Consider the following 20,296-nt stretch of genomic DNA (forward strand, 5'->3'; position numbering starts at 1 on the left):
GCCGTCCTGTTCTTTCGTGTGTTGCGAACAACCTCGATGCGGGCGCCCGCCGCGCTATCTGCAACGGCGCCTTCATGCAGCCGCACATCGCGCCGGTTCCGGCGGCGCTGCGCGGATCGGCCTCTTCGCGAGCCTTATCGTCTGACAAATGCCGGCATCGGCCTGCATCTGCCCCTCATCGCCCATGACCCTCATTCAACTTAGACGTCGCGTTTGCCGACAGCAAGCGCAACGTGCACGACCCTCTTCCGGGTCCGGCGACGAGTGCCGCGAATTATATATGGAACCGGTTCCATTACGAGGGGGATCAATGCAATTCAATGCATCGAAATTCGCAACAATTGAAAAATCCGGAAGCCGGAATGGGCAAGAATGGCGGGATCACAAGCGGATGAAGGTCGCGGGCGCGTATGTTCCGCGCCGGTATCCGGCCGTGCAACCGCCCGAGCGCCTCTGTCACGGCACGGCGACACGCTTCCTGGATTCGATTCGTGCACAAGGACTGAAACCCGGCACCCGGCACCACGTGCACCTGTCGGCCGACATCCGGACTGCGCTGGCTGTCGGCGCGCGCTACGGCGTGCCGGTGATTCTCGAAGTCGCTGCGCAACGCATGCACCGGCAGGGCCACGCGTTCTTCATCGCCGAAAACGGCGTCTGGCTAACCGATGCCGTGCCGGCCGATTGCCTTACGGCGATCGGTACGCAGGCGGGCTGAACCGTCCGCCCCTCACCGCGGCCAGAACATCGACGCGATCGACAGCGACAGCGCCGCGCAAAGCGGCGAGTAATACAGCGTGTCCATCCGCGCGAAACGCGACCCGCGAATCCGCTTGAAGAAGCCGACGTAGCGGAAATCGCCGACGGCACGCACCGCGAAAATCAGTGCGAACGCAACGACTGCGAATGCGATCGTGCCGGGATACGCGTTGCGCCCCAGCCAGCCCGCCCGCGCAGCAACCACGCACGCACCGCCCAGCAGTGCCACCGCGACGGCAAGCGTGCCAATGGCGGTCGGCCGCAGCAGCGGCACGCCATCCTGTTCCGGAATCGCCGCACGCTTGCCGCGCCGCCCGCCCAACGCCCAGTAGACGTGCACGAGCGCGATCGCGCAAAGCGTCGGCACGCTGAAATACGCACCGGTCATGTCGGTAAATGTCCTCGTCTCGTTGTTCTGCCGGAACGGTTCCGGCACGCGGCCCCGGCCCGCGCCACGCATGACGATACCGAAACCCGGCATGGCGTGCATTGCGACGTCCGGTCGCAACCCGCGGCAGCGCATGGTGCGATGCAGTGCGCACGCATCGCCGCGGGGGCCGGCCGCTTGACTTCCCTCCGCGCACTACTACCCTGTTATTCCAGTGCTGCGCCGGCACGCCGCTGCGCAACCGGCTGCCCGCACGACAACGATAACGAAGGCCAAGGAGGCGACTCATGCTGATCGGTGTGCCGAAAGAGATCAAGAACCACGAATACCGCGTCGGCCTCACGCCGGCCGGCGCGCGTGAACTCACGCGGCACGGCCATCGCGTACTCGTGCAGCGCGGTGCGGGCACGGCGATCGGCCTGCTCGACGACGACTACACGGCCGCGGGCGCGACGCTCGGCGACGGCGCCGACGAAATCTTCGCGCGGGCCGACATGATCATCAAGGTCAAGGAGCCGCAGCCGGCCGAATGCGCGATGCTGCGGCGCGGCCAGATCCTCTATACGTACCTGCATCTCGCGCCCGATCCCGACCAGGCGGCTGCGCTGGTGAAATCCGGCGCGGTCTGCATCGCGTACGAAACCGTGACGGGCCCCGGCGGCGGCCTGCCGCTGCTCGCGCCGATGAGCGAAGTGGCCGGACGCATGTCGATCCAGGTTGCGGCGACCCACCTCGAAAGCCCGCGCGGCGGCCGCGGCCTGTTGATCGCCGGCGTGCCCGGCGTGCCGGCCGCGCATGTCGTCGTGCTCGGCGCGGGCGTCGTGGGCACCGGCGCGCTGCAGATGGCGGTGGGCCTCGGCGCGCGCGTCACCGTGCTCGACAACAACGTGAACCGGTTGCGCCAGCTCGACCTCGTGTTCGCCAACCGGATCGCGACGGTCTGTTCGAATGCGCATACGGTCGACGAAGCCGTACGCGATGCCGACGTCGTGATCGGCGCGGTGCTCGTGCCGGGCGCATCGGCGCCGCGGCTCGTCACGCGCGACATGATCGCGACGATGCGTACCGGCGCGGTCGTCGTCGACGTCGCGATCGACCAGGGCGGATGCTTCGAGACATCGCACGCGACGACGCACGCGGATCCGACCTTCGTCGTCGACGGCGTCGTGCACTACTGCGTCGCGAACATGCCCGGTGCCGTCGCGCGCACGTCGACCTTCGCGCTGAACAACGCGACGCTCGGGCACGCGCTCGCGCTCGCCGACAAGGGCTGGAAACAGGCGATGACCGACGATCCGCATCTGCGCGCGGGGCTGAACGTCTGCGACGGGCACATCACGTACGAAGCGGTCGCGCAGGCGCTCGGCCTGCCCTACGTACCGGCGGCCGGCGTGCTGGCATGACCGTGCCGGCCTGACCTGGATGCACGGCTGGCGGCACGCGCCGCCGGCCGCGTTCACGCGCCCTTCGACCGGTTCCGCTTCGCCCCGCCGCCCGCGCCCATCGTGCGGGCCAGCAACGGCCGCAGTTGCGCGAGCGTGCGCGTGTTCAGCACATCCTGCCGCGTGAGCCAGCCGCGTCGCGCCTGATCGACCCCATACGCGAGATTGTCGAGTTCGTCGCCACTGCACGCATCCGAACCGATCGCGACCGCCACGCCGGCCTGCGCAGCCTCGCGGCACCAGATGTCCGGCAGATCGAGCCGCCGCGGCTGTGCATCGAGCTCGACGAAGCAGCCGCGCGCCGCGGCCTGCGCGATCACGCGCGGCACGTCGAGTTCGCATGCATCGCGCTCGCCGAGCACGCGGCCGGTCGGGTGCGCGAGAATCGTGAAATGCGGATGGTCCATCGCGCGCAGCATGCGCCCGGTCTGCGCGTCGCGCGGCAGGTCGAAGCCGTCGCGCACCGCACCGACCACGAGATCGAGCCGGCCGAGCATCGCATCGGGCACGTCGAGACTGCCGTCCTCGCGAATGCCGGCTTCCACGCCCTTGAGCAGCACGAAATCGTCGAACGACGCGTTGACGCGATCGATCTCGTCGAGCTGCCGCGCGAGCCAGTCGAAGTCGTTGCGGCCGCCGCCGGCAGGCGGTGCGCGGTCGGTGACGGCCAGGTACGCAAGCCCGCGCGCACGGGCCGCATCGGCCATCGCGCGCAGGCTGTCGCGACCGGCCGACACGTCGGTATGCGCATGCAGGTCGCCGCGGACGTGCTTGCGCTCGACCAGCGCCGGCAGCGTGCCGGCACGCGACGCGTCGATCTCGCCGCGATCCTCGCGCAGCTCGGGCGGCACGTCGTGCAGCCCGATGGCGGCGTACACCGATGCCTCCGTGTCGCCGGCAATCCGCTCGTCGCCGCGAAACACGCCGTATTCGTTGATCTTCAGGCCGCCGGCCTGCGCGATCCTGCGCAGCGCGATGTTGTGCGCCTTCGATCCCGTGAAGTAGACGAGCGTCGCACCGAACGCATCGGCATCGACCACCCGCAGGTCGACCTGCAACCCGCTGGCGAGCACGACGCTCGATTTCGTCTTGCCGTGCGCGAGCACGCGCGCCACGTCGCCGTAGCCGACGAACGCTTCGGCAACCGCCACCGGGTCGCTCGCGGTAACGAGGATGTCGAGATCGCCGACCGTCTCGCGGCGGCGGCGGAAACTGCCGGCCGGCATGACCTTGCCGACGCCGGCGACCGCACGCAGGCGTTCGAGCAACGGCATCAGCGCATGCGCGGCGTCGGGCAGCAGGAAGCGCTGCGGTTCGCGCTGCAGGCGGTCGTCGATCGCTTCGAGCAGATGGGCCTCGGTCTTTGCGCCGAAGCCCGGCAGTTCGCGCACATGCCCGCTCTTCGCTTCGGCGCGCAGCTGTTCGAGCGAATCGACGTGCAGCGCGTCATGCAGCGCCTTCACGCGCTTGGCACCGAGCCCCGGCACATCGAGCAGCTCGACGATCGCGCCCGGCAGCGCCTGGCGCAGCGTCTGCTGCAGTTCGCAGGTACCGGTCGCGGCAATCTCGCGCAGCTTCGATGCGAGATCAGGCCCGATCGACGGAATCTTCCCGAGATCGTCGCCGTTCGCGATCATCGCCGGGATATCGCGACCGTAGTCGGCAATCGTCCGCGCGGCATTGCGGTACGCCCGCACGCGAAACGGATTGGCGCCCTGGATCTCGAGCATGTCGGCGATCTCGGCGAACACGGCCGCGCACTCGGCATTGTGGATCGGCATGATCGGCGTGGCTCCCTTCCACGTGGATGGCGCCGCACGCGTGCGCGACGGCGTCTGCCCGCCCGGCGCCGCATGTCGACGCCGCCGGGCGCCCGTTCGTCATCGTACGCCGCCGGCGCGCCGCGTGCAGCGCCGTTGCGGCCGCGACGTCAGAGCGACGCGCGCGGTGTCGTCGCGTAGTGCCGCTCGTAGATCGACTGGCAATGCGTGCAGCGTTCGGCGGTCGGGCGCGCGAGCAGGCGCTCGTAGCCGACCGAGCTGTCGCAGTCGATGCATTCGCCGTAACTGCCGTCGCGCATCCGCTGCTGCGCACGGCCGATCGCGCGCAGTTCGGTCAGCTTCATGCCGATCAATGCATGATCGACGTCGACGAACAGATCCGCGTTCGCCTCGTCGCCTTCGTCCGGCGCCGCGCCGGCAAGGTCCGCATAGGATTCCGACGCACGATGGTCTTCGCTCGTGCGGATCTCCGCACGCAGCGCCTGCTCGCTCTCGCTCAGCCGCTGTTTGAGCGTCTGCCGTTGTTGTTGGTCGAGCGACATGGCCGTCTCTCCTGTTCCGGGTTCCGCGCGGAAAAATGCGGCGCGCGGTATCGCGCCGGTGCGCGGCAGGCAGGCGCCACCGCCGCTGCCGCGTCCGGATGTGCGCCCGGCAGCACGAAGCACCGGACGCCTTCGACGCAGGATAAACCCATTGAACACGCGTGTGTTGACCGGAATCAGCCCGCCGGTCGCGCGCGCGGCCGGCGCGCGAAAACTGGGGACGGACGCGAAATCGCGGCCGGCCACGCTCGCCGCGCAGCCCGTCGGCGCAACCGCAGCGCAGCAATTTTCCGTGCGGCCCATTGCTTCTTCGGCGCGCGCGGCCCGGCATCCATCCGTCGACCGGATCGCTCGCGCAGCGCGCCGCCTCCTCAATGATTCGTCATCCTCAGAAAGCATTGCGCCCGATGAAGCCGCGCACGACCGTCAGCAGGATGATCTTCATGTCGAACCAGAAGCTCCAGTTCTGCATGTAGAACAGGTCGAACTTCACGCGCGCGGCCATCGCCTCGACCTTGCGGGTCTCGCCGCGATAGCCGTTCACCTGTGCCCACCCGGTGATGCCCGGGCGCACGCGGTAGCGGTACATGTAGCAATCGATCAGTTGCCGATAGAAGTCGTCGTGTTCGATCGCGTGCGGACGCGGGCCCACCACCGACATCTGCCCGAACAGCACGTTGAAGAACTGCGGCAGCTCGTCGAGCGACGTGCGCCGCAGGAACGCGCCGACGCGCGTGATGCGCGCATCGTTGCGCGACGCCTGCCGCACGACGCCCGGCTGCGCGCGATGCACGCGCATCGTCCTGAACTTCAGGATGTCGAACTCGCGGCCGTCGACACCCTTGCGGCGCTGCCTGAACAGCACGGGCCCCGGCGACGACAGCTTGACCGCGATCGCCAGCATCGACAGCAGCGGCAGCAACGGAATCAACACGCCGAACGCGAACAGCCGGTCGAACGCGAACTTCGCCCACAGCTCCGGCGCCGCGCGCGGCGTGGTCGCGAGATTGATCGCCGGCATGCCGAGGACGTCGGTCGCGGAGCGATCGACGACCGCCATCTGCCGGACGTCGGGCAACAGCCGCAACTCGACGAATTCGTCGCGCAACTCGCGCACGATGCGCTGGATCCGCCATTCATGCGACATCGGCAACGTGAGCCACACCTCGTCGATCCCGCCGCCGCGAATCAGGTCGCGCAACGCGTTCCAGTCGTCGATCACCGGGACGCCGCCGATGCCGCCGATGCCGCCCGCGGCAGCCTGGGCATCGTCGTCGAATACGCATGCGGCCATGAACGGGCCATTCGGCGCGAGCTGCATCCGCTCGATTGCCACGCGCCCGTATGCGGTTGCACCGACCACAGCGACGCGGCGCTGCCGTGCGCGCGGACCGTCACGCGTGAGCGCAAGGGCCAGCAGCGCCGCGCGGCCGAGCAGCAGCGCCGTGTCGCCGGCCAGCACCGTGCGCACGATCCAGCGGGTCGTGACCGTGCCGCCGCGATTCATGATCCACATCGCGGCGGCCACCGTCAGCACGCTCGCGCACACGACCGCCACCATCGTCTGCGTCAGCACGTGCGCGCCGCCCTGCGCCGCCACGCCGCCGCGCACGGTGCGCAGGTAGCGCGGCAGCAGCGCCACCGTCAGCACACACAGCAGCGCGATCGCGCCGCGCTGCGCGTCGGACAGTTCGCGCCACGCCAGCCCCGACGCCGCCTGCGCGGCAAGCGCCCCGGCCAGCACGAGCACGACGTCGGCCGCCGCGATCGCGGCACGCCGCATCGCATTCGTTCCACCGGACATCGACGGCATCGTCACGCACCATGTGCCGGGAATCCGCAACGCCCCTCCTGCAGGCGCGGGCGAACCGGCGCCGGCCGCACATTCCCGCGCGTGCCGAGCAAGCGACGATAGTCGGCGCGGATCAGGTCGTAACATTCGCACGCGTGATGTTCGAGGCCGTCGCGATCGAGCACCGTGATGCGGCCGCGGCGCTGCCGGATCAGCCCGGCTTCCTGCAGGTTCCCCGCTGCCTCCGTCACGCCCTCGCGCCGCACGCCGAGCATGTTCGCGATCGTCTGCTGCGTGACGGCCAGCTCGTCGCCGTCGATACGGTCGTGCGCGAGCAGCAGCCAGCGGCTCAACTGCTCGCCGACCGAGTGATGCCGGTTGCACAGTGCGCTGCGCGAGATCTGCGCCATCGCCGCCTGGCAGTAGTTGAGCAGCAGCCGGTACGTCTGCGGCGATCGCTCGAACTCGGCGCGCATCACGCAACTCGGCACACGATAGGCCATCCCGCCGATGCGCACCTCGACCCGGTTCGACGCCGCGACGCCCCCGACCAGCGTCCCCAGCCCGACCACGCCTTCGCGGCCGACCACCGCCACCTCGACCATCGCACCATCCTCCATCAGGTGCTGCACCGACATCATCGCCGTCGTCGGAAAATGCAGATGGCGCATCGGCTCGCCGACCCGGTCGAGCATCCCGGCCTTGATCCTGACCAGTTCGAGATGCGGTGCGATGGTGCGGATGCTGTCCTCCGGGAGGGCAGCGAGGATGGCATTCGCCGAGTAGCTCGAGTGAAGATGAAGCATGTCTGTATCCCTTTTATTGTCCGCGCCGCCTGCAGCCGCATGCACGGAACTCGTTATCGCGATGCGCGCCCGGACGTTGACAGCGGTTGCGGCCCACAACCCTGAATCCGACTGACCGTCGGCTTGTCATCACCGGATTGAGTCGACCGTCCCGTTTCGGCACGCGAGCCCGAATAAGCGATTTACGTGCCAATACCCGCCCATCCTTAATATATGAATCACATCCGATTTAAATCGACCGAATAACCGGCCTCAAACCGTAAAAAGCGTCTCATTTCCGGACACTCTTCCATGCGATGGACACAGAACGCCATTCGACTGACTAATTCCCGCACGTCGCGGCGGCACAACCGCATTGCCCCGCAACGCTTACCGGTCAATTACTTACAGTCGATTTTCAATTGTTTCCGTGATGAACCGGGCGGTATTTTCGAGCGCCGCCACGCTTCACACGCTCGTTTGAAACTGTCTCAGGCCTGAATCGACGCACTCATATCCGGCTCTGTCATCTACCGCACATATGCCACGCAAGCCATTGATTTAAATAAACAATCTTGCGACACCCGTTTATTTGTCAAATAATGTTCAATGTCCAACCGACACTTTCGCAGTACGATGCGCGGCATTGCGCGATTGATTCCCGCTCGGAGCTGAATGACAGGAACGCAGGCCATTCCATTTCCAGATGATTAATTCCATGAAAATGAATCATTAAATCCGCATGACGTTTTCACCCAATCGCAATCGTCAAACTTTGTGAAATGACGTCATGCGCAATTGCCTGAATTCAATTGCGTGCTAGCCTTTTTGCCAGCATCGTCATTCTGTTTTCGATGAACACAAGTCCGCACGATCGTGCGAAATTCCCGCCCGGGGATATCGCCGCGACGACGCGCGACCGCCACCCTGCGAGGATGTGCCGTGACTCACCAGGCCCCTGACGCCGTCGCGTACGCGAACGGCATGATCGAGCTTTCCCACAGCTTCGAAGCCAACCGGTTTCTCGCGGCCATCGACCGCGACGAGCTCGCCACGCTCACGCCCCACCTTCAACTGGTTCACCTGAAATCGGGGCAAGTGCTCTGCGAACCCGGCGAAATGCTTGCCGCGGTCTACCTGCCCGTCACGACCGCGATTTCGCTGCAGTACGTGTCGTCCGGCGGCATGACGCTGGAGGTCGCGGAGATCGGCAGCGAGAGCGTGGTTTGCGACGACGTGATCGGCGGCAGCGGCCGGATGCCCTGCCGGGCGGTCGCATGCCGCGACGGCTTCGTCTACCGGCTCGACCGGCGCGTGTTCGCCGCCGCGTTCGATGCATCGCCGGTGATCCGTCACCTCGTGTTCGTCTGCGTGCGGCTGCTGATGGCGCAGGTCTCGCAGATCACGTTCTGCAGCCGCCATCACGTGCTGAAACATCAGTTATGCCGATGGTTCCTGCTCGCGTTCGACCGCACGCGCAGCATCGAGATCCAGGTCACGCACAGCATGCTGGCGCAAATGCTCGGCGTGCGGCGCGAGACGGTCACGGATGCCGCCGGCGAAATCCAGAAGCTCGGCCTGATCCGGCAATACCGGAGCTCGATCGAGCTCGCCGACCTCGACGGCCTCGAAAAGATGTCGTGCGGCTGCCGCGCGATCGTGCGCGACGAGATGAAGCGCATCCTGTCGGCCGATTCGGGCGTACCGGCCGCCTCGCGCGCCTGATTGGCGTGCCGGACCGGAACGGCGCCGCGGCGCCGTCCGGGTTCCGGGTTAGCTGTTTGTAGGGTGGCGAACAGAACGTCGTGCCTGCCAATGGTCTACTGATGCCGGACTGCCGGGGGGACGTCAGCGCCTATCGCGCGTTTGCCCGAGCGGACGACACCACGCACGCCGGAGCAGCACGTGAAAAACGAAATCAGAACCATCCTGAAGCACGTCGCCCATCTCGAAGCCGCGATCGATTCGATCGGCGACGGGGACGACCTCTACGCAGCGGGCCTCTCCTCGCTCGACACGATCCAGCTGATGCTCGCGATCGAGAAGCAGTTCAACATCGAGATTCCCGACGAGATGCTGAACCGCAACCTGTTCCGCAGCATCGACGCACTCGCGGACACCATCGCCACGCTGCAACGCACCGAGCATTCCGCATGAGCGCGCTGCTCCCCGAACTCGCGGCCGACAGCGATTCGCATCGGCTCGACGAGGCCGCGCACGCCGTCGCGCAGATCGCCGCCCAGCATGCGGATGCGGTCGATCGCGACGCGCGCTGCCCCGTCGAGGCGATCGAGGCGATGCGCGCACGCCGGCTGCTCGGCGCGATGGTCCCGACCCATCTCGGCGGCGCAGGCGCGTCGCTGGACGACATTGCGTCGGCCTGTTCGATCCTCGGCCAGGCGTGCGCATCGTCGGCGATGGTGTTCGCGATGCACCAGATCCAGGTCGCCTGCATCGTCAGCCACGCCGCCGACCAGGGCTGGCACAAGCTGTTCCTGCAGCAGCTCGTGCGCCACCAGTGGCTGCTCGCGTCGGCCACGTCGGAAGACGGCGTCGGCGGCAACCTGCGCGCGAGCCAGTGCGCGCTCGAAACCGACGGCGGCGGGTTCCGGCTGCGCAAATCCGCGCCGACGATCTCGTACGGCGACTATGCGGACGGCATCCTCGCGACCGCGCGGCGCGACGCGGACGCACCAGCGTCCGAGCAGGTGCTCGTCACGCTGCTGCGCGACGGCTATACGCTCACGCGCCGCGGCGAATGGGACACGCTCGGGATGCGCGGCACGTGCAGCAACGGCTTCGAGCTCGACGCGCAGGGCGCCGCCGTGCAATGCCTGCCGGTGCCGTTCGCGAAGATCGCCGAAGAAACGATGGTGCCGGTCTCGCACATCCTGTGGGCCGCGGTCTGGATCGGCGTGGCCGGCGACGCGTTCCATCGCGCACACCAGTTCTTCCGCGCGCAGGCTCGCCAGACCGACGGCGCACCGTCGCCCGCGGCGCGCCGCATCGCCGAATCGCTCGCGCTGATGCAGGCGATGCAGGCCCGCGTCGACAACGTGCTGCGCCTCCATGCGAACGCGTCGGCCCGCTCGTGGTCGGCCGGCATGGCCTGGGCCGCCGAGATCAACACGCTGAAGACCTACGTGTCGGCGAGCGCGCTCGAAGTCGCGCACCAGGCGATGATGATCTGCGGGATGGCCGGCTACAAGCAAGGCTCGCCGTTCAGCATCGGCCGCCACATTCGCGACCTGCACGCGGCGCCGCTGATGATCAGCAACGACCGCATTGCCGCCAACACTGCGAGCCTGCTGCTCGCGCTGCGTCCTGCGACGCTGGAGAAACATACGTGAACGACCGCCTCGCCGTGCCCTCCACCGCCTCCCTTCCCGCCGACGCACCGCTCGACCGTGCGGGCGTCAACCCGCTGCGCGACGAACTGATCGACGCCGGCCTGCTGGTCTCGACCGGCATCCAGGGCCTGTTCGGCCGCAGCGAACGGTTCGAGCGCGTCGTCGAAGCGCTCGACGCGTTCGTCACGCGCCTCGGGGCTGACCAACAGGCCGAAGTGCTGCGTTTCCCGCCGGCGATGAGCCGCCCCGAATTCGAACGCAGCGAATACATGAAGAGCTTCCCGCAGCTCGCGGGCAGCGTGCACGCGTTCTGCGGCGACGAACGACAGCACCAGCGCGTGCTGCAATGCCTCGATCGCGGCGACGACTGGACGGAAAACCAGAAGCCGACCTACGTCGTGATGACGCCGGCCGCGTGCTATCCGGTCTATCCGGTCGTCGCGCGCGCGGGCGCGCTGCCCGCCGACGGCCGGATCGTCGACGTGTTCTCGTACTGCTTCCGTCACGAGCCGTCGCTCGACCCGACCCGCATGCAGCTGTTCAGGATGCGCGAGTACGTGCGGATCGGCACGCCCGAGCAGATCGTCGCGTTCCGCGAAACGTGGATCGAGCGCGGCACGCGCATGATCGACGCGCTGCGCCTGCCGAACGCGATCGACCTCGCGAACGATCCGTTCTTCGGGCGCGGCGGCAAGATCGTCGCGAACAGCCAGCGCGAGCAGAACCTGAAGTTCGAGCTGCTGATCCCGATCGAGCACGACGGCCGCCAGACCGCGTGCCTGAGTTTCAACTATCACATGGACCACTTCGGGCTGCTGTGGGACATCCGCACCGCGACGGACGACGTCGCGCACACGGGCTGCGTCGGCTTCGGCCTCGAACGGCTCACGCTCGCGCTGTTCCGCCACCACGGATTCGATATCGACGCATGGCCGCGCGAAGTCCGCGACGTGCTGTGGGGCACGCCATGAGATTCGTTTCCCGCGACGGCGAAGACGCGTCGTTCGAGGACGTGCGCCACCGCGCGCGCCACTACCGGCCACACCCGCTGCACAGCCAGGAAATGGTCTGGAAACAGACCAACTGCTACGTCGACATGTGGCTCGAGGTGCTCCGGTGGTGGGGCTTCAATCCGTATGCGGCACTGCCGTTTACGATCGCGCTCGATTTCGAGGGCGACCAGTTCACGTTCTTCAAGTTTCCGCACGACGAGCTGGAGCGGCTCTACGGGATCGTCGTGCAGGAACATTCGATCTACGAACCGCTCGACCAGCACATCGAAACGCAGGTCGCGCGCGGGCACCTGATGATCGTCGAGGTCGACGCATGGTTCCTGCCCGACACGCGCGGCAGCAGCTACCGCACGCAGCACACGAAGACGACGATCGGCATCGATGCGATCGACCGTGCGAAGCGCCAGATCGGCTATTTCCACAACAGCGGCTATTACGTCGCCGAGGATTTCGACTACAACGGGCTCGTCGGCGCCAGTTCGCCGATGACGCTGCCGCCGTACGTCGAGTGCGCGAAGCGACGCTTTGCGCCACTCGACGAACGCGCGCTCTGCGAAGCGTCGCTCGCCGCGCTGCAGCGCCACCTGCGGCGCCTGCCGGTCGTCGATCCGATCGCGGCATTCCGGCGGCAGTTGCAGACCGATGCGCGGACCCTCGCCGATTCGCCGCTCGAACACTTCCATGCGTATTCGTTCAACTCGGTGCGGCAGCTCGGCGCGAACTTCGAACTGTTCGGCCACTATGCCCGCTGGCTGCAGGCCAGCGGCTGCGTCGGACCGTTCGCCGAGATCCGCGCCGCGTGCGATCGCATCGCGTCCGAAGCGATGGTGCTGGAATTCCGGCTCGCGCGCGCCTGCGCGCGCGGCAAGGAAGAGCGCGGCGATTCGACACTCGAAGCCATCGAGGCCGCGTATGCGGACGTCGTCGCGTGCGCGCGGCAAATCGGTTCGCCGCTGCGCCACGTGACGCCCGTCCATTACGACGCGGCCCCCGTGCCGGCCATGCGGTGACGCGCGCACGGACCCTGCCCGCATGGTCGATGCTGGCGACGGCCGCGGGCGCCCTGCAGGCACCACGCGACCTTCCGGCCGACCACGGCGGCTGGATCGCGGCGCCGGTGCCCGGCACGGTCGCGCAGGCGCTTGCGCTGGCCGGCCGGCTCGACGAAGCCGGGTCGCTCGACGAGCGCGACCACTGGTACCGGATCGAATTGCGCGGGCGCGGGCCGCGCATCCTGCGCTTCCACGGCCTCGCGACGCTCGCGCAGGCGTGGCTCGACGACACGCCGCTCCTCCGCTCGGACAGCATGTTCGTCGCGCACGACATCCCCGTGTCGCTCGACGGCACACACCGGCTGACCCTCTGTTTCCGCGCACTCGCGCCGCACCTGCGCGACGCGCGCGCGCCGCGCCGTGCGCGTTGGCGCACGCGGCTGGCCGAGCCGGCCGCGCTGCGCACGGTCCGCACGTCGCTGTTCGGGCACATGCCCGGCTGGTTCCCGCCGTATGTGCCGGCTGGCCCGTGGCGCCCGGTCGACGTGCTCGATCCGGCCGACGGGCCCGTTCTCGCCGATTGCAACCTGCACGCGCGCGTCGAAGGCGACACGGGCTGGCTCGACGCGGAACTGACGTTCGCCACACCGCTGCCCGACACGCTCGCCGCGCGGCTGTCGTGCGGCGAACATCACGTGACGCTCGAACGGGCCGGCGCCGACCGGCTGCGCGCGAGCGTCGCGGTACCGAACGTGCGTCGCTGGTGGCCGCATACGCACGGCGAGCCGGCCCTCTACGCGGTCACGCTGCATCTCGGCGACGCACGCCGGCCGCTCGGCTCGACGGGTTTCCGCACGATCGAGATCGACACCGGTGCCGACGGCAAGGGCTTCGGGCTGCGCATCAACGGCGTGCCCGTGTTCGCGCGGGGCGCGTGCTGGAGCAGCGCCGCGCCGCTCGCGCTGCACGCGGACGACGCAACTTACGGCCGCCTGCTCGGGCTCGCGCGCGACGCCGGCTTCAACATGATCCGCGTTGGCGGCACGATGACCTACGAAGCCGACGCGTTCCATGCGTGGTGCGACCGGCTCGGCCTGCTGGTCTGGCAAGACTTCATGTTCGCGAACTTCGACTACGCGCTCGACGATCCCGCGTTCGCGGACGACATCGATCGCGAAGCGAGTCAATTCCTCGTGCGTCATCGCGCATCGCCGTCGCTTGCGGTGCTGTGCGGCGGCAGCGAGATCGCGCAGCAGGCGGCGATGTCGGGGCTCGGGCCGAAGCAGCGCTTCGTCGAGCTGACCGCCGACCGGCTGGCCGGCCACGCGGCCTCGCACCGCCCCGATGTCCCGTACGTGCCCGATTCGCCCGACGGCGGCGTGCTGCCGTTCACGCCGCGCGAACGCGTGTCGCACTACTACGGCGTCGGCGCCTACCTGCGCCCGCTCGACGACGCGCGCCGCGCGGACGTGCGCTTCGCGAGCGAATGCCTCGCGTTCGCGAACGTACCGTGCGATGCAACGCTCGCCGAACTCGGCTGGCCGGGCGTGCACGAGCCGCGCTGGAAGGCGGCCGTGCCGCGCGACCCCGGCACGTCGTGGGATTTCGACGATATCCGCGACCACTATCTGCAAACGCTGTACGACGTTGCGCCCGACCGGCTGCGGCGTGAGGATCCGGCCCGCTACTTCGAACTGTCGCGCGCGGTGATCGCTGACCTGATGCGCGAGACGTTTTCCGAATGGCGACGGGCCGGCTCGCGGTGCGCCGGCGCACTCGTGTGGCAGTTCCTGGATGCGATGCCGGGCGCCGGATGGGGCGTGATCGACGCCGCGCACCGGCCGAAATCGGCGTGGTACGCACTGCGCCAGGTGCTGCAGCCGGTTCAGGTGCTGCTCGTCGACGAAGGCTTGAACGGGCTCGACGTGCATGTGATCAACGAGCGCCCGGCGCCGCTGTCGGCGGCGATCGAGCTGGTCGCGCTGCGCGACGGCCGCACGCCGGTCGCGCGGGCCGGCTGCCCGGTGCGGATCGCCGCGCACGATACGGTGCGGCTCGGCTCGGCCGAGTTGCTCGGCCGTTTCTTCGACTGGACCTACGCGTACCGTTTCGGGCCCTGCGAACACGATACGGTCGTCGCGACGCTTCGCGCCGACGACGGCACGCTGCTGTCGCAGGCGTTCCATTTCCCGTCCCGCACGCATCCGGCCGTGCTGGCGCGCCGCGAACCCGGCATCGAGGCATGCGTGTCGCGCACCGGCGATACCTGGCACGTCGACATCGACACGCGGCACGTTGCGCGCCATGTGCAAATCGACGCACCGGGTTTCATGCCGAGCGACGACTGGTTCCATCTCGCGCCCGGCATGCCGGCGCGCATCGCGCTCATGCCGCTGGGAACCGGCGGAAAGCAACCGGCCGCTGACGCCAACGTACCGCCTGCGGTGGACATCCGCGCCGTGAACGCCGCGCGCGCGGTGCGCGCCACGCAGGCGGATTGACGCGACGCGCGCAGCCCCGCGAGCGTCGCGCCGTCGAATCTCAGTCGGACGAGCCCGTCCCGCGCGGCCGCTCGATGCCGTACGCCTCCATCCAGCGATACAGCGTTGCGCGCGACACGCCGAGTTCGCGCGCGGAAGCCGCGACGCGCCCGCGCGTGCGCAGCAACGCGGTTTCGATCGCCTCGCGCTCGATCGACTTGCGGATGTCCGCCACCGACGGCGACGCCGCGTCGAGACAGTATTCGAGTTCGAGGTCCTGCGCGGTGATCAGGCGCCCCTCGGTCATCACGACCGCGCGGCGCACGCGGTTGATCAGTTCGCGGACATTGCCCGGCCAGTCGTGCTTGTAGAGTGCCGTGATCGCATCCGTCGAGAACCCGCGCACGCGATGGCGCGCGTCGCCGCGGAAGCGCTCGAGCATGTGATGCGCGAGCAGTTCGATGTCCTTGCCGCGTGCGCGCAGCGGCGGCTGGTCGATGCGCATCACGCACAGGCGGTGGAACAGGTCGGCACGAAAACGCCCTTCCTCCATCGCGTCGCGCAGGTCGACGTGCGTCGCCGACACGATCCGGACGTCGACCGGCACCGGATCGCTGCCGCCGAGACGATGGATCGCACGCTCCTGCAAAAACCGCAGCAGGCTCGCCTGGCTCTCGTGCGGCAGATCGCCGATCTCGTCGAGCAACAGCGTGCCGCCGTTCGCGGCTTCGACATAACCGATCTTGCGCGCATTCGCGCCGGTAAACGCGCCGCGCTCATAGCCGAACAGTTCGGATTGCAGCAGATGCGGCGGAATCGCGCCGCAATTGACCGCGACGAACGGGCCGTTGCGCCGCTCCGAATGACGATGAATCGCGACGGCCGTCAGCTCCTTGCCCGTTCCTGTTTCGCCGAACACGAACACCGGTGCGTCGGTGCGCGCGAAACGCCGCACCGTATCGAACAGCCGCAGCATCGCGCTGCAGGTGCCGACGATGCCCTTTTCTTCCGATTCGAGCTGCTCGCGATCGCGTGCGAACAGGCATTCCATGCCGTACGCGTGGCCGACCGTATCGGCGATCCGCTGGTGCGACGCGGGCAACGTGACGTAGTCGAAGCAGTAGTCGCGCAACAGCGCGCGCACGTTCGGCGACGCGGTCTGGCCGACGTCCACGAGCGCCACCCAGACGACGTCTCGCATCGACGCGCAGGTCGACGCGATGCTGCCGATCGCATCGGCATGACCGCCGCTCAGGTCGAGGATGCCGCAGGTGATTTCACCGGACGTGTCGCGCAACTCGTTCGCATGCGCGACGATCGACACCTTCCAGTCGCGGCGCGACAGTTCTTTTCGCAGCATCACGGACGGCGCCTGCGTCCAGTAGATCAGCGGACGTTGCCCGTTACCGCTCCCCGCGCCGGCGCTCTTATCGCGCGTTATTGGCATATTCATAACGAACCATCACTATCTCCACTCCGCGAACCGTTCGCGTGCGCTGCGGCCGGCGGCGCATGGCCACCTGTCCGCGCTGCGTTTCCGCAGCCTTGGCGAAGATCGAAACTGCACACGGCGAGAACCCCCGGAGGTCGAGCCGGATGTCATCCGGCCTCGTTGTCATCGAACTCGAACGGAATGCGCGGCTGCGGGAGTCGCGACATTCCGGCTTTGAAACGACCCGCCGTCAGGCAGGACACCACGGCAAACGGAAATGCCGTCCGCATGTGCGTCGCGTCGTACACGACAGTCGCGCCCGATGCTGAACCGGATGGCCGCCAAACCGCACTCGGATTGACTGCCCCATTTCATTCGCCCCTGAATTTACACCCCGTTTCGAGATGGTCTTGTTACCAAAAGATAATCCTGAATCAGGCGGTTACACCACCGGTCACCCCGCGCCATGCGTATTTGATCACTGAGATTTGATTATCTACGACCATTGCCGTCAATCAGTGGCAAATACTACTTTTCCGCAAGATTGGCACTGCCGATTGCCTGCGATTCTCATCGAAATCCCCGAAAACGGCCGGCACCGCATGCCACGCACCGCATAATCACGCGCACCGCCGGGCCGCCGCCTCGCATCGCAGCGGCATGCGGCACGCTCGGCCGTTACACGTCGTAATCAACCGCGTCGCGGCACGCCGCCTGCTCGCAATGCCGGGCCCGTGCCTGCCATTTTGTGGCGACTTGCCGTTGCACGGCGAGAAACCGGTGGCGCCGGCCGCCGCTTCCCGCAATGCAGCATGGCCCCGGCACACCGGCGGCGACCCGCGGCCGTGACCGGTCAGATCGCGGGGCCCGCCGCGAGCGGAAGCAACGGCAAATTGCTGCGGCCACATCTGCGCGCGAACGGCAGCTTGTGGATGGAGGACGTACGTGCCGCTCAGGCACGCAGGGTTCCGATGGAATTCGACGAGGCCAACGCAGCCAGCGCCACAGCCGGCACCGTCATGCACGACCGGTCCGTCGTGAACGATCGCAATCTTCAAGTCCTGCCCCCGGGTGCGTCATTCGCATGCGATGTCAGCCAGCCGTGCATCGCCGCGGGCCGCCACGATGAATCAATTATGAAAAAGCGCCGGCCTCGACGATGTGTGCTACCGCACATTGCGCCACTCCCGTGGCGCGCGCATCGCCCCGCATCCCGCGCCGGCAGCGCGGATCCGGAGCGTGAGTACGCTTTCGAACAGACCGGTGCGCCGCGCAGCCGGATGATGAAGATCGCCGCGCAGCACGGAACGATCGCGTCCGTGCGGCGCGGCGTGCCGAAGGCATCACGCGAGGACCGCATCATGGAATGGCATTGTTGTGAATTCGAACATCTGAGCGCCGTCGATCTCTATGCAATCCTGCGCGCGCGCAACGCCGTGCTGGTGGTCGAGGACGCGCACACGCATCTCGACATCGACGGCAAGGACGCAGGCGCGCTGCATGTCTATGCGAGCGTGCGCGACGGCGACACGACGGAAGTCGCGGCCTACGCGCGCATCCTGCCCGGCGACGACATCGATCCGGACGTCGTGATCGACAAGGTACTGACGAGCGAGCACTGTCGCGACGACGACACGCTCGAGCGGCTGATCGGACGCGCGCTCGCGGCCGCGCAGGCCGCGTGGCCGGACACCGCCGTGCGCACGCACGTCCCCGCGCCGCGTCAGGCGTTCTACAAGCGTTTCGGTTTCCGCAAGGCCTACGGCCCGTATCTCGAACAGGGTGCGCCGTTCATCGGCCTGGTCCGGTCGGCCGACCGCGCGGCCGGCACACTGCGCCACCTGCTGTCCCGGGCCGTGTCGGCCTCGCGCTCGCGCAGCGACGACACGCATGCGGACGGGCGCGCTCACAGCCGGCTGCCCGCCGATACCGGAGCCAACCGATGACCCGCACCCTTCGCCCGGTTCCCGAACCCGATCTGCCGAGCATCCTGCCGGTGATCCTCGCCGGCGGCTCCGGCACGCGGCTGTGGCCGCTGTCGCGCGAGCAGTATCCGAAGCAGCTGATCGAGCTGATCTCGAACGAGTCGCCGCTGTCGGCGACCGCGCGCCGCCTGAACGGCATCACCAATGCATCGCTCGGCGACACGCTGCTGCTGGTGTGCGGCGAGCAGCATCGCTTCATGAGCGCGGAGCAGGTGCTCGGCCGCTCGGCGCCGGCCCGCATCCTGCTCGAACCGGCCGCGCGCAACACCGCGCCCGCATTGACGCTTGCCGCACTCGACGCGAGCGCCCTCGCGGACGATCCGGTGCTCGCGGTGATGCCGGCCGATCACGTGATCGTCGACGTCGGTGCGTTTCAGGACGCGATCGCACGCGCGGCACGTTACGCGCAGGAAGGCGCGATCGTCACGCTCGGCGTGCTGCCGCGTCGCGCGGAGACCGGCTACGGCTACATCCAGGTCGGCGAGCCGCGCACCGGCAGCCACGGCGGCCAAGGCGGCTACGCGATCGGGCGTTTCGTCGAAAAACCCGACGCGGTGCTCGCCGAGCGCTACCTGCAATCGGGCGACTACTGGTGGAACAGCGGGATCTTCGTCACGCGCGCCTCGGTCTGGCTGACGGCGATCGGTGCGCTCGCACCGGATATCCACGCGGCCTGCGAAGCGGCCTGGCGCGCGGGTGTCGCCGACGATCCGTTCTTCCGGATCGATTCGGCGGCCTTCGACGCGTGCCCGTCGGATTCGATCGACTACGCGGTGATGGAGCGCCTCGCGGAGCACGGCGAACTCGGCATCGAAGGCATCGTGGTGCCGCTCGCGGCCGGCTGGTCGGACGTCGGCACGTGGGACGCGATCTGGGAAATCATGCCGAAGGACGATCACGGCAACGTCGCACGCGGCCCGATCGTGTTCGAGGACACGCAGGACAGCCTCGTGCGCTCGGAGGGCCGCCTCGTCGCCTGCGTCGGGATGAGGGATGTCGTGGTGATCGAGACGCCCGATGCGGTGCTGGTCGCGAACAAGCACGACGTGCAGCGCGTGAAGAACATCGTCGCGCGCCTGAAGACCGACCGGCGCCCGCAGGCGAGCGAGCACCGCAAGGTGCAACGGCCGTGGGGTCATTACGATTCGATCGATCTCGGCGAGCGCTTCCAGGTGAAGCGGATCGTCGTCGAGCCCGGCAAGCGGCTGTCGCTGCAAATGCACTATCACCGCGCCGAGCACTGGATCGTCGTGCGCGGCACCGCGAAGGTGACGCGCGGCAACGAGACGTTCCTGCTCTGCGAGAACGAGTCGACGTATATCGCGGTCGGCGAAGTGCATCGTCTCGAGAACCCCGGCCGGATTCCGCTCGAAATCATCGAGGTGCAATCGGGCGACTATCTCGGCGAAGACGATATCGTCCGCTTCGACGACCAGTATGGCCGGCCGACCTGCGCACCGCCGGAACCGGATGCGCCGACGCCGCCCGCGCTCGCGCTGCCGACGGCGAACGATGCGCGCTGACCGCGCGGCCGGCGCCCGCAGGCCCCGCGTGC

Annotated in this window: 16 protein-coding genes; 10 read left to right on the forward strand and 6 right to left on the reverse strand. The window is 67.9% G+C overall.

Going from position 1 to position 20,296, the window contains the following annotated elements:
• Positions 1-280: 280 nt before the first annotated feature.
• Positions 281-718 carry an RNA 2'-phosphotransferase gene (locus ACWMMN_RS25300; RefSeq protein ID WP_486423275.1) on the forward strand — a complete coding sequence of 146 codons (438 nt, stop codon included), beginning with the start codon at positions 281-283 and terminating at the stop codon, positions 716-718.
• A 12-nt stretch (positions 719-730) separates the two neighbouring features.
• Here the strand turns inward: ACWMMN_RS25300 and ACWMMN_RS25305 are convergent, their stop codons facing one another.
• Complete coding sequence (locus ACWMMN_RS25305; protein ID WP_059241004.1) at positions 731-1,147, reverse strand: DUF3995 domain-containing protein; 417 nt, start codon at positions 1,145-1,147, stop codon at positions 731-733.
• A gap of 287 nt (positions 1,148-1,434) precedes the next feature.
• On the opposite strand from ACWMMN_RS25305, the gene ald reads away from it, so the two are divergent.
• Positions 1,435-2,550 (forward strand): alanine dehydrogenase, encoded by a 1,116-nt coding sequence (gene ald, locus ACWMMN_RS25310; protein ID WP_059240739.1) that lies wholly within the window; start codon positions 1,435-1,437, stop codon positions 2,548-2,550.
• Positions 2,551-2,603: 53 nt separating this feature from the next.
• Here the strand turns inward: ald and polX are convergent, their stop codons facing one another.
• The 4 genes from polX to ACWMMN_RS25330 all read right to left on the reverse strand — a co-directional run bounded on the left by polX (position 2,604) and on the right by ACWMMN_RS25330 (position 7,510).
• The gene (polX, locus tag ACWMMN_RS25315; protein WP_486423276.1) at positions 2,604-4,370 is read right to left on the reverse strand and encodes a DNA polymerase/3'-5' exonuclease PolX; all 1,767 of its coding nucleotides are present in this window, start codon (positions 4,368-4,370) and stop codon (positions 2,604-2,606) included.
• Positions 4,371-4,519: 149 nt separating this feature from the next.
• Entirely contained in the window at positions 4,520-4,912 is a 393-nt protein-coding gene (locus ACWMMN_RS25320) for a TraR/DksA family transcriptional regulator (protein ID WP_486423277.1), read from the reverse strand.
• A gap of 388 nt (positions 4,913-5,300) precedes the next feature.
• Positions 5,301-6,716, reverse strand: coding sequence for an undecaprenyl-phosphate glucose phosphotransferase (locus ACWMMN_RS25325; protein WP_486423278.1), 1,416 nt, complete (start codon positions 6,714-6,716; stop codon positions 5,301-5,303).
• Between the two features lie 11 nt (positions 6,717-6,727).
• The gene (locus ACWMMN_RS25330) at positions 6,728-7,510 is read right to left on the reverse strand and encodes a Crp/Fnr family transcriptional regulator (protein WP_059240741.1); all 783 of its coding nucleotides are present in this window, start codon (positions 7,508-7,510) and stop codon (positions 6,728-6,730) included.
• A gap of 921 nt (positions 7,511-8,431) precedes the next feature.
• Here ACWMMN_RS25330 and ACWMMN_RS25335 point away from each other — a divergent pair.
• The 6 genes from ACWMMN_RS25335 (at position 8,432) to ACWMMN_RS25360 (ending at position 15,345) form a co-directional block, all read left to right on the forward strand.
• Positions 8,432-9,214 carry a Crp/Fnr family transcriptional regulator gene (locus ACWMMN_RS25335; RefSeq protein ID WP_226195986.1) on the forward strand — a complete coding sequence of 261 codons (783 nt, stop codon included), beginning with the start codon at positions 8,432-8,434 and terminating at the stop codon, positions 9,212-9,214.
• Between the two features lie 180 nt (positions 9,215-9,394).
• The gene (locus ACWMMN_RS25340; protein WP_059240742.1) at positions 9,395-9,646 is read left to right on the forward strand and encodes an acyl carrier protein; all 252 of its coding nucleotides are present in this window, start codon (positions 9,395-9,397) and stop codon (positions 9,644-9,646) included.
• A complete protein-coding gene (locus ACWMMN_RS25345; RefSeq protein ID WP_059236940.1) occupies positions 9,643-10,839 on the forward strand; it encodes an acyl-CoA dehydrogenase family protein in 1,197 nt (398 codons plus the stop codon). The genes ACWMMN_RS25340 and ACWMMN_RS25345 overlap by 4 nt, the downstream gene beginning before the upstream one ends.
• On the forward strand, positions 10,836-11,810 hold the full coding sequence (locus ACWMMN_RS25350; RefSeq protein WP_174991822.1) for an amino acid--[acyl-carrier-protein] ligase: 975 nt from the start codon (positions 10,836-10,838) through the stop codon (positions 11,808-11,810). The genes ACWMMN_RS25345 and ACWMMN_RS25350 overlap by 4 nt, the downstream gene beginning before the upstream one ends.
• Complete coding sequence (locus ACWMMN_RS25355) at positions 11,807-12,862, forward strand: DUF1839 family protein (protein ID WP_059240743.1); 1,056 nt, start codon at positions 11,807-11,809, stop codon at positions 12,860-12,862. The genes ACWMMN_RS25350 and ACWMMN_RS25355 overlap by 4 nt, the downstream gene beginning before the upstream one ends.
• A gap of 29 nt (positions 12,863-12,891) precedes the next feature.
• Positions 12,892-15,345, forward strand: coding sequence for a glycoside hydrolase family 2 protein (locus ACWMMN_RS25360; RefSeq protein WP_486423279.1), 2,454 nt, complete (start codon positions 12,892-12,894; stop codon positions 15,343-15,345).
• Positions 15,346-15,385: 40 nt separating this feature from the next.
• Here the strand turns inward: ACWMMN_RS25360 and ACWMMN_RS25365 are convergent, their stop codons facing one another.
• Entirely contained in the window at positions 15,386-16,777 is a 1,392-nt protein-coding gene (locus ACWMMN_RS25365; RefSeq protein ID WP_174991824.1) for a sigma-54 dependent transcriptional regulator, read from the reverse strand.
• A 1,340-nt stretch (positions 16,778-18,117) separates the two neighbouring features.
• Between ACWMMN_RS25365 and ACWMMN_RS25370 the strand changes: the two genes are divergently transcribed.
• Together ACWMMN_RS25370 and ACWMMN_RS25375 are read left to right on the forward strand one after the other, a co-directional pair.
• On the forward strand, positions 18,118-18,702 hold the full coding sequence (locus ACWMMN_RS25370) for a GNAT family protein (protein WP_486424098.1): 585 nt from the start codon (positions 18,118-18,120) through the stop codon (positions 18,700-18,702).
• Entirely contained in the window at positions 18,699-20,264 is a 1,566-nt protein-coding gene (locus ACWMMN_RS25375; RefSeq protein ID WP_486423280.1) for a mannose-1-phosphate guanylyltransferase/mannose-6-phosphate isomerase, read from the forward strand. Before ACWMMN_RS25370 ends, ACWMMN_RS25375 begins: the two co-directional genes overlap by 4 nt.
• Positions 20,265-20,296: the final 32 nt, after the last annotated feature.

It is taken from the genome of Burkholderia cepacia complex sp. TUM26381, from assembly GCF_057439935.1.

Excerpts from the sequence above, each read along its gene's own strand:
- ACWMMN_RS25300 (WP_486423275.1), top strand. The coding sequence starts at position 281 with ATGGAACCGGTTCCATTACGAGGGGGATCAATGCAATTCAATGCATCG.
- ACWMMN_RS25305 (WP_059241004.1), bottom strand. The coding sequence starts at position 1,147 with ATGACCGGTGCGTATTTCAGCGTGCCGACGCTTTGCGCGATCGCGCTC.
- ald (WP_059240739.1), top strand. The coding sequence starts at position 1,435 with ATGCTGATCGGTGTGCCGAAAGAGATCAAGAACCACGAATACCGCGTC.
- polX (WP_486423276.1), bottom strand. The coding sequence starts at position 4,370 with ATGCCGATCCACAATGCCGAGTGCGCGGCCGTGTTCGCCGAGATCGCC.
- ACWMMN_RS25320 (WP_486423277.1), bottom strand. The coding sequence starts at position 4,912 with ATGTCGCTCGACCAACAACAACGGCAGACGCTCAAACAGCGGCTGAGC.
- ACWMMN_RS25325 (WP_486423278.1), bottom strand. The coding sequence starts at position 6,716 with ATGTCCGGTGGAACGAATGCGATGCGGCGTGCCGCGATCGCGGCGGCC.
- ACWMMN_RS25330 (WP_059240741.1), bottom strand. The coding sequence starts at position 7,510 with ATGCTTCATCTTCACTCGAGCTACTCGGCGAATGCCATCCTCGCTGCC.
- ACWMMN_RS25345 (WP_059236940.1), top strand. The coding sequence starts at position 9,643 with ATGAGCGCGCTGCTCCCCGAACTCGCGGCCGACAGCGATTCGCATCGG.
- ACWMMN_RS25355 (WP_059240743.1), top strand. The coding sequence starts at position 11,807 with ATGAGATTCGTTTCCCGCGACGGCGAAGACGCGTCGTTCGAGGACGTG.
- ACWMMN_RS25360 (WP_486423279.1), top strand. The coding sequence starts at position 12,892 with ATGCTGGCGACGGCCGCGGGCGCCCTGCAGGCACCACGCGACCTTCCG.
- ACWMMN_RS25365 (WP_174991824.1), bottom strand. The coding sequence starts at position 16,777 with ATGAATATGCCAATAACGCGCGATAAGAGCGCCGGCGCGGGGAGCGGT.
- ACWMMN_RS25370 (WP_486424098.1), top strand. The coding sequence starts at position 18,118 with ATGGAATGGCATTGTTGTGAATTCGAACATCTGAGCGCCGTCGATCTC.
- ACWMMN_RS25375 (WP_486423280.1), top strand. The coding sequence starts at position 18,699 with ATGACCCGCACCCTTCGCCCGGTTCCCGAACCCGATCTGCCGAGCATC.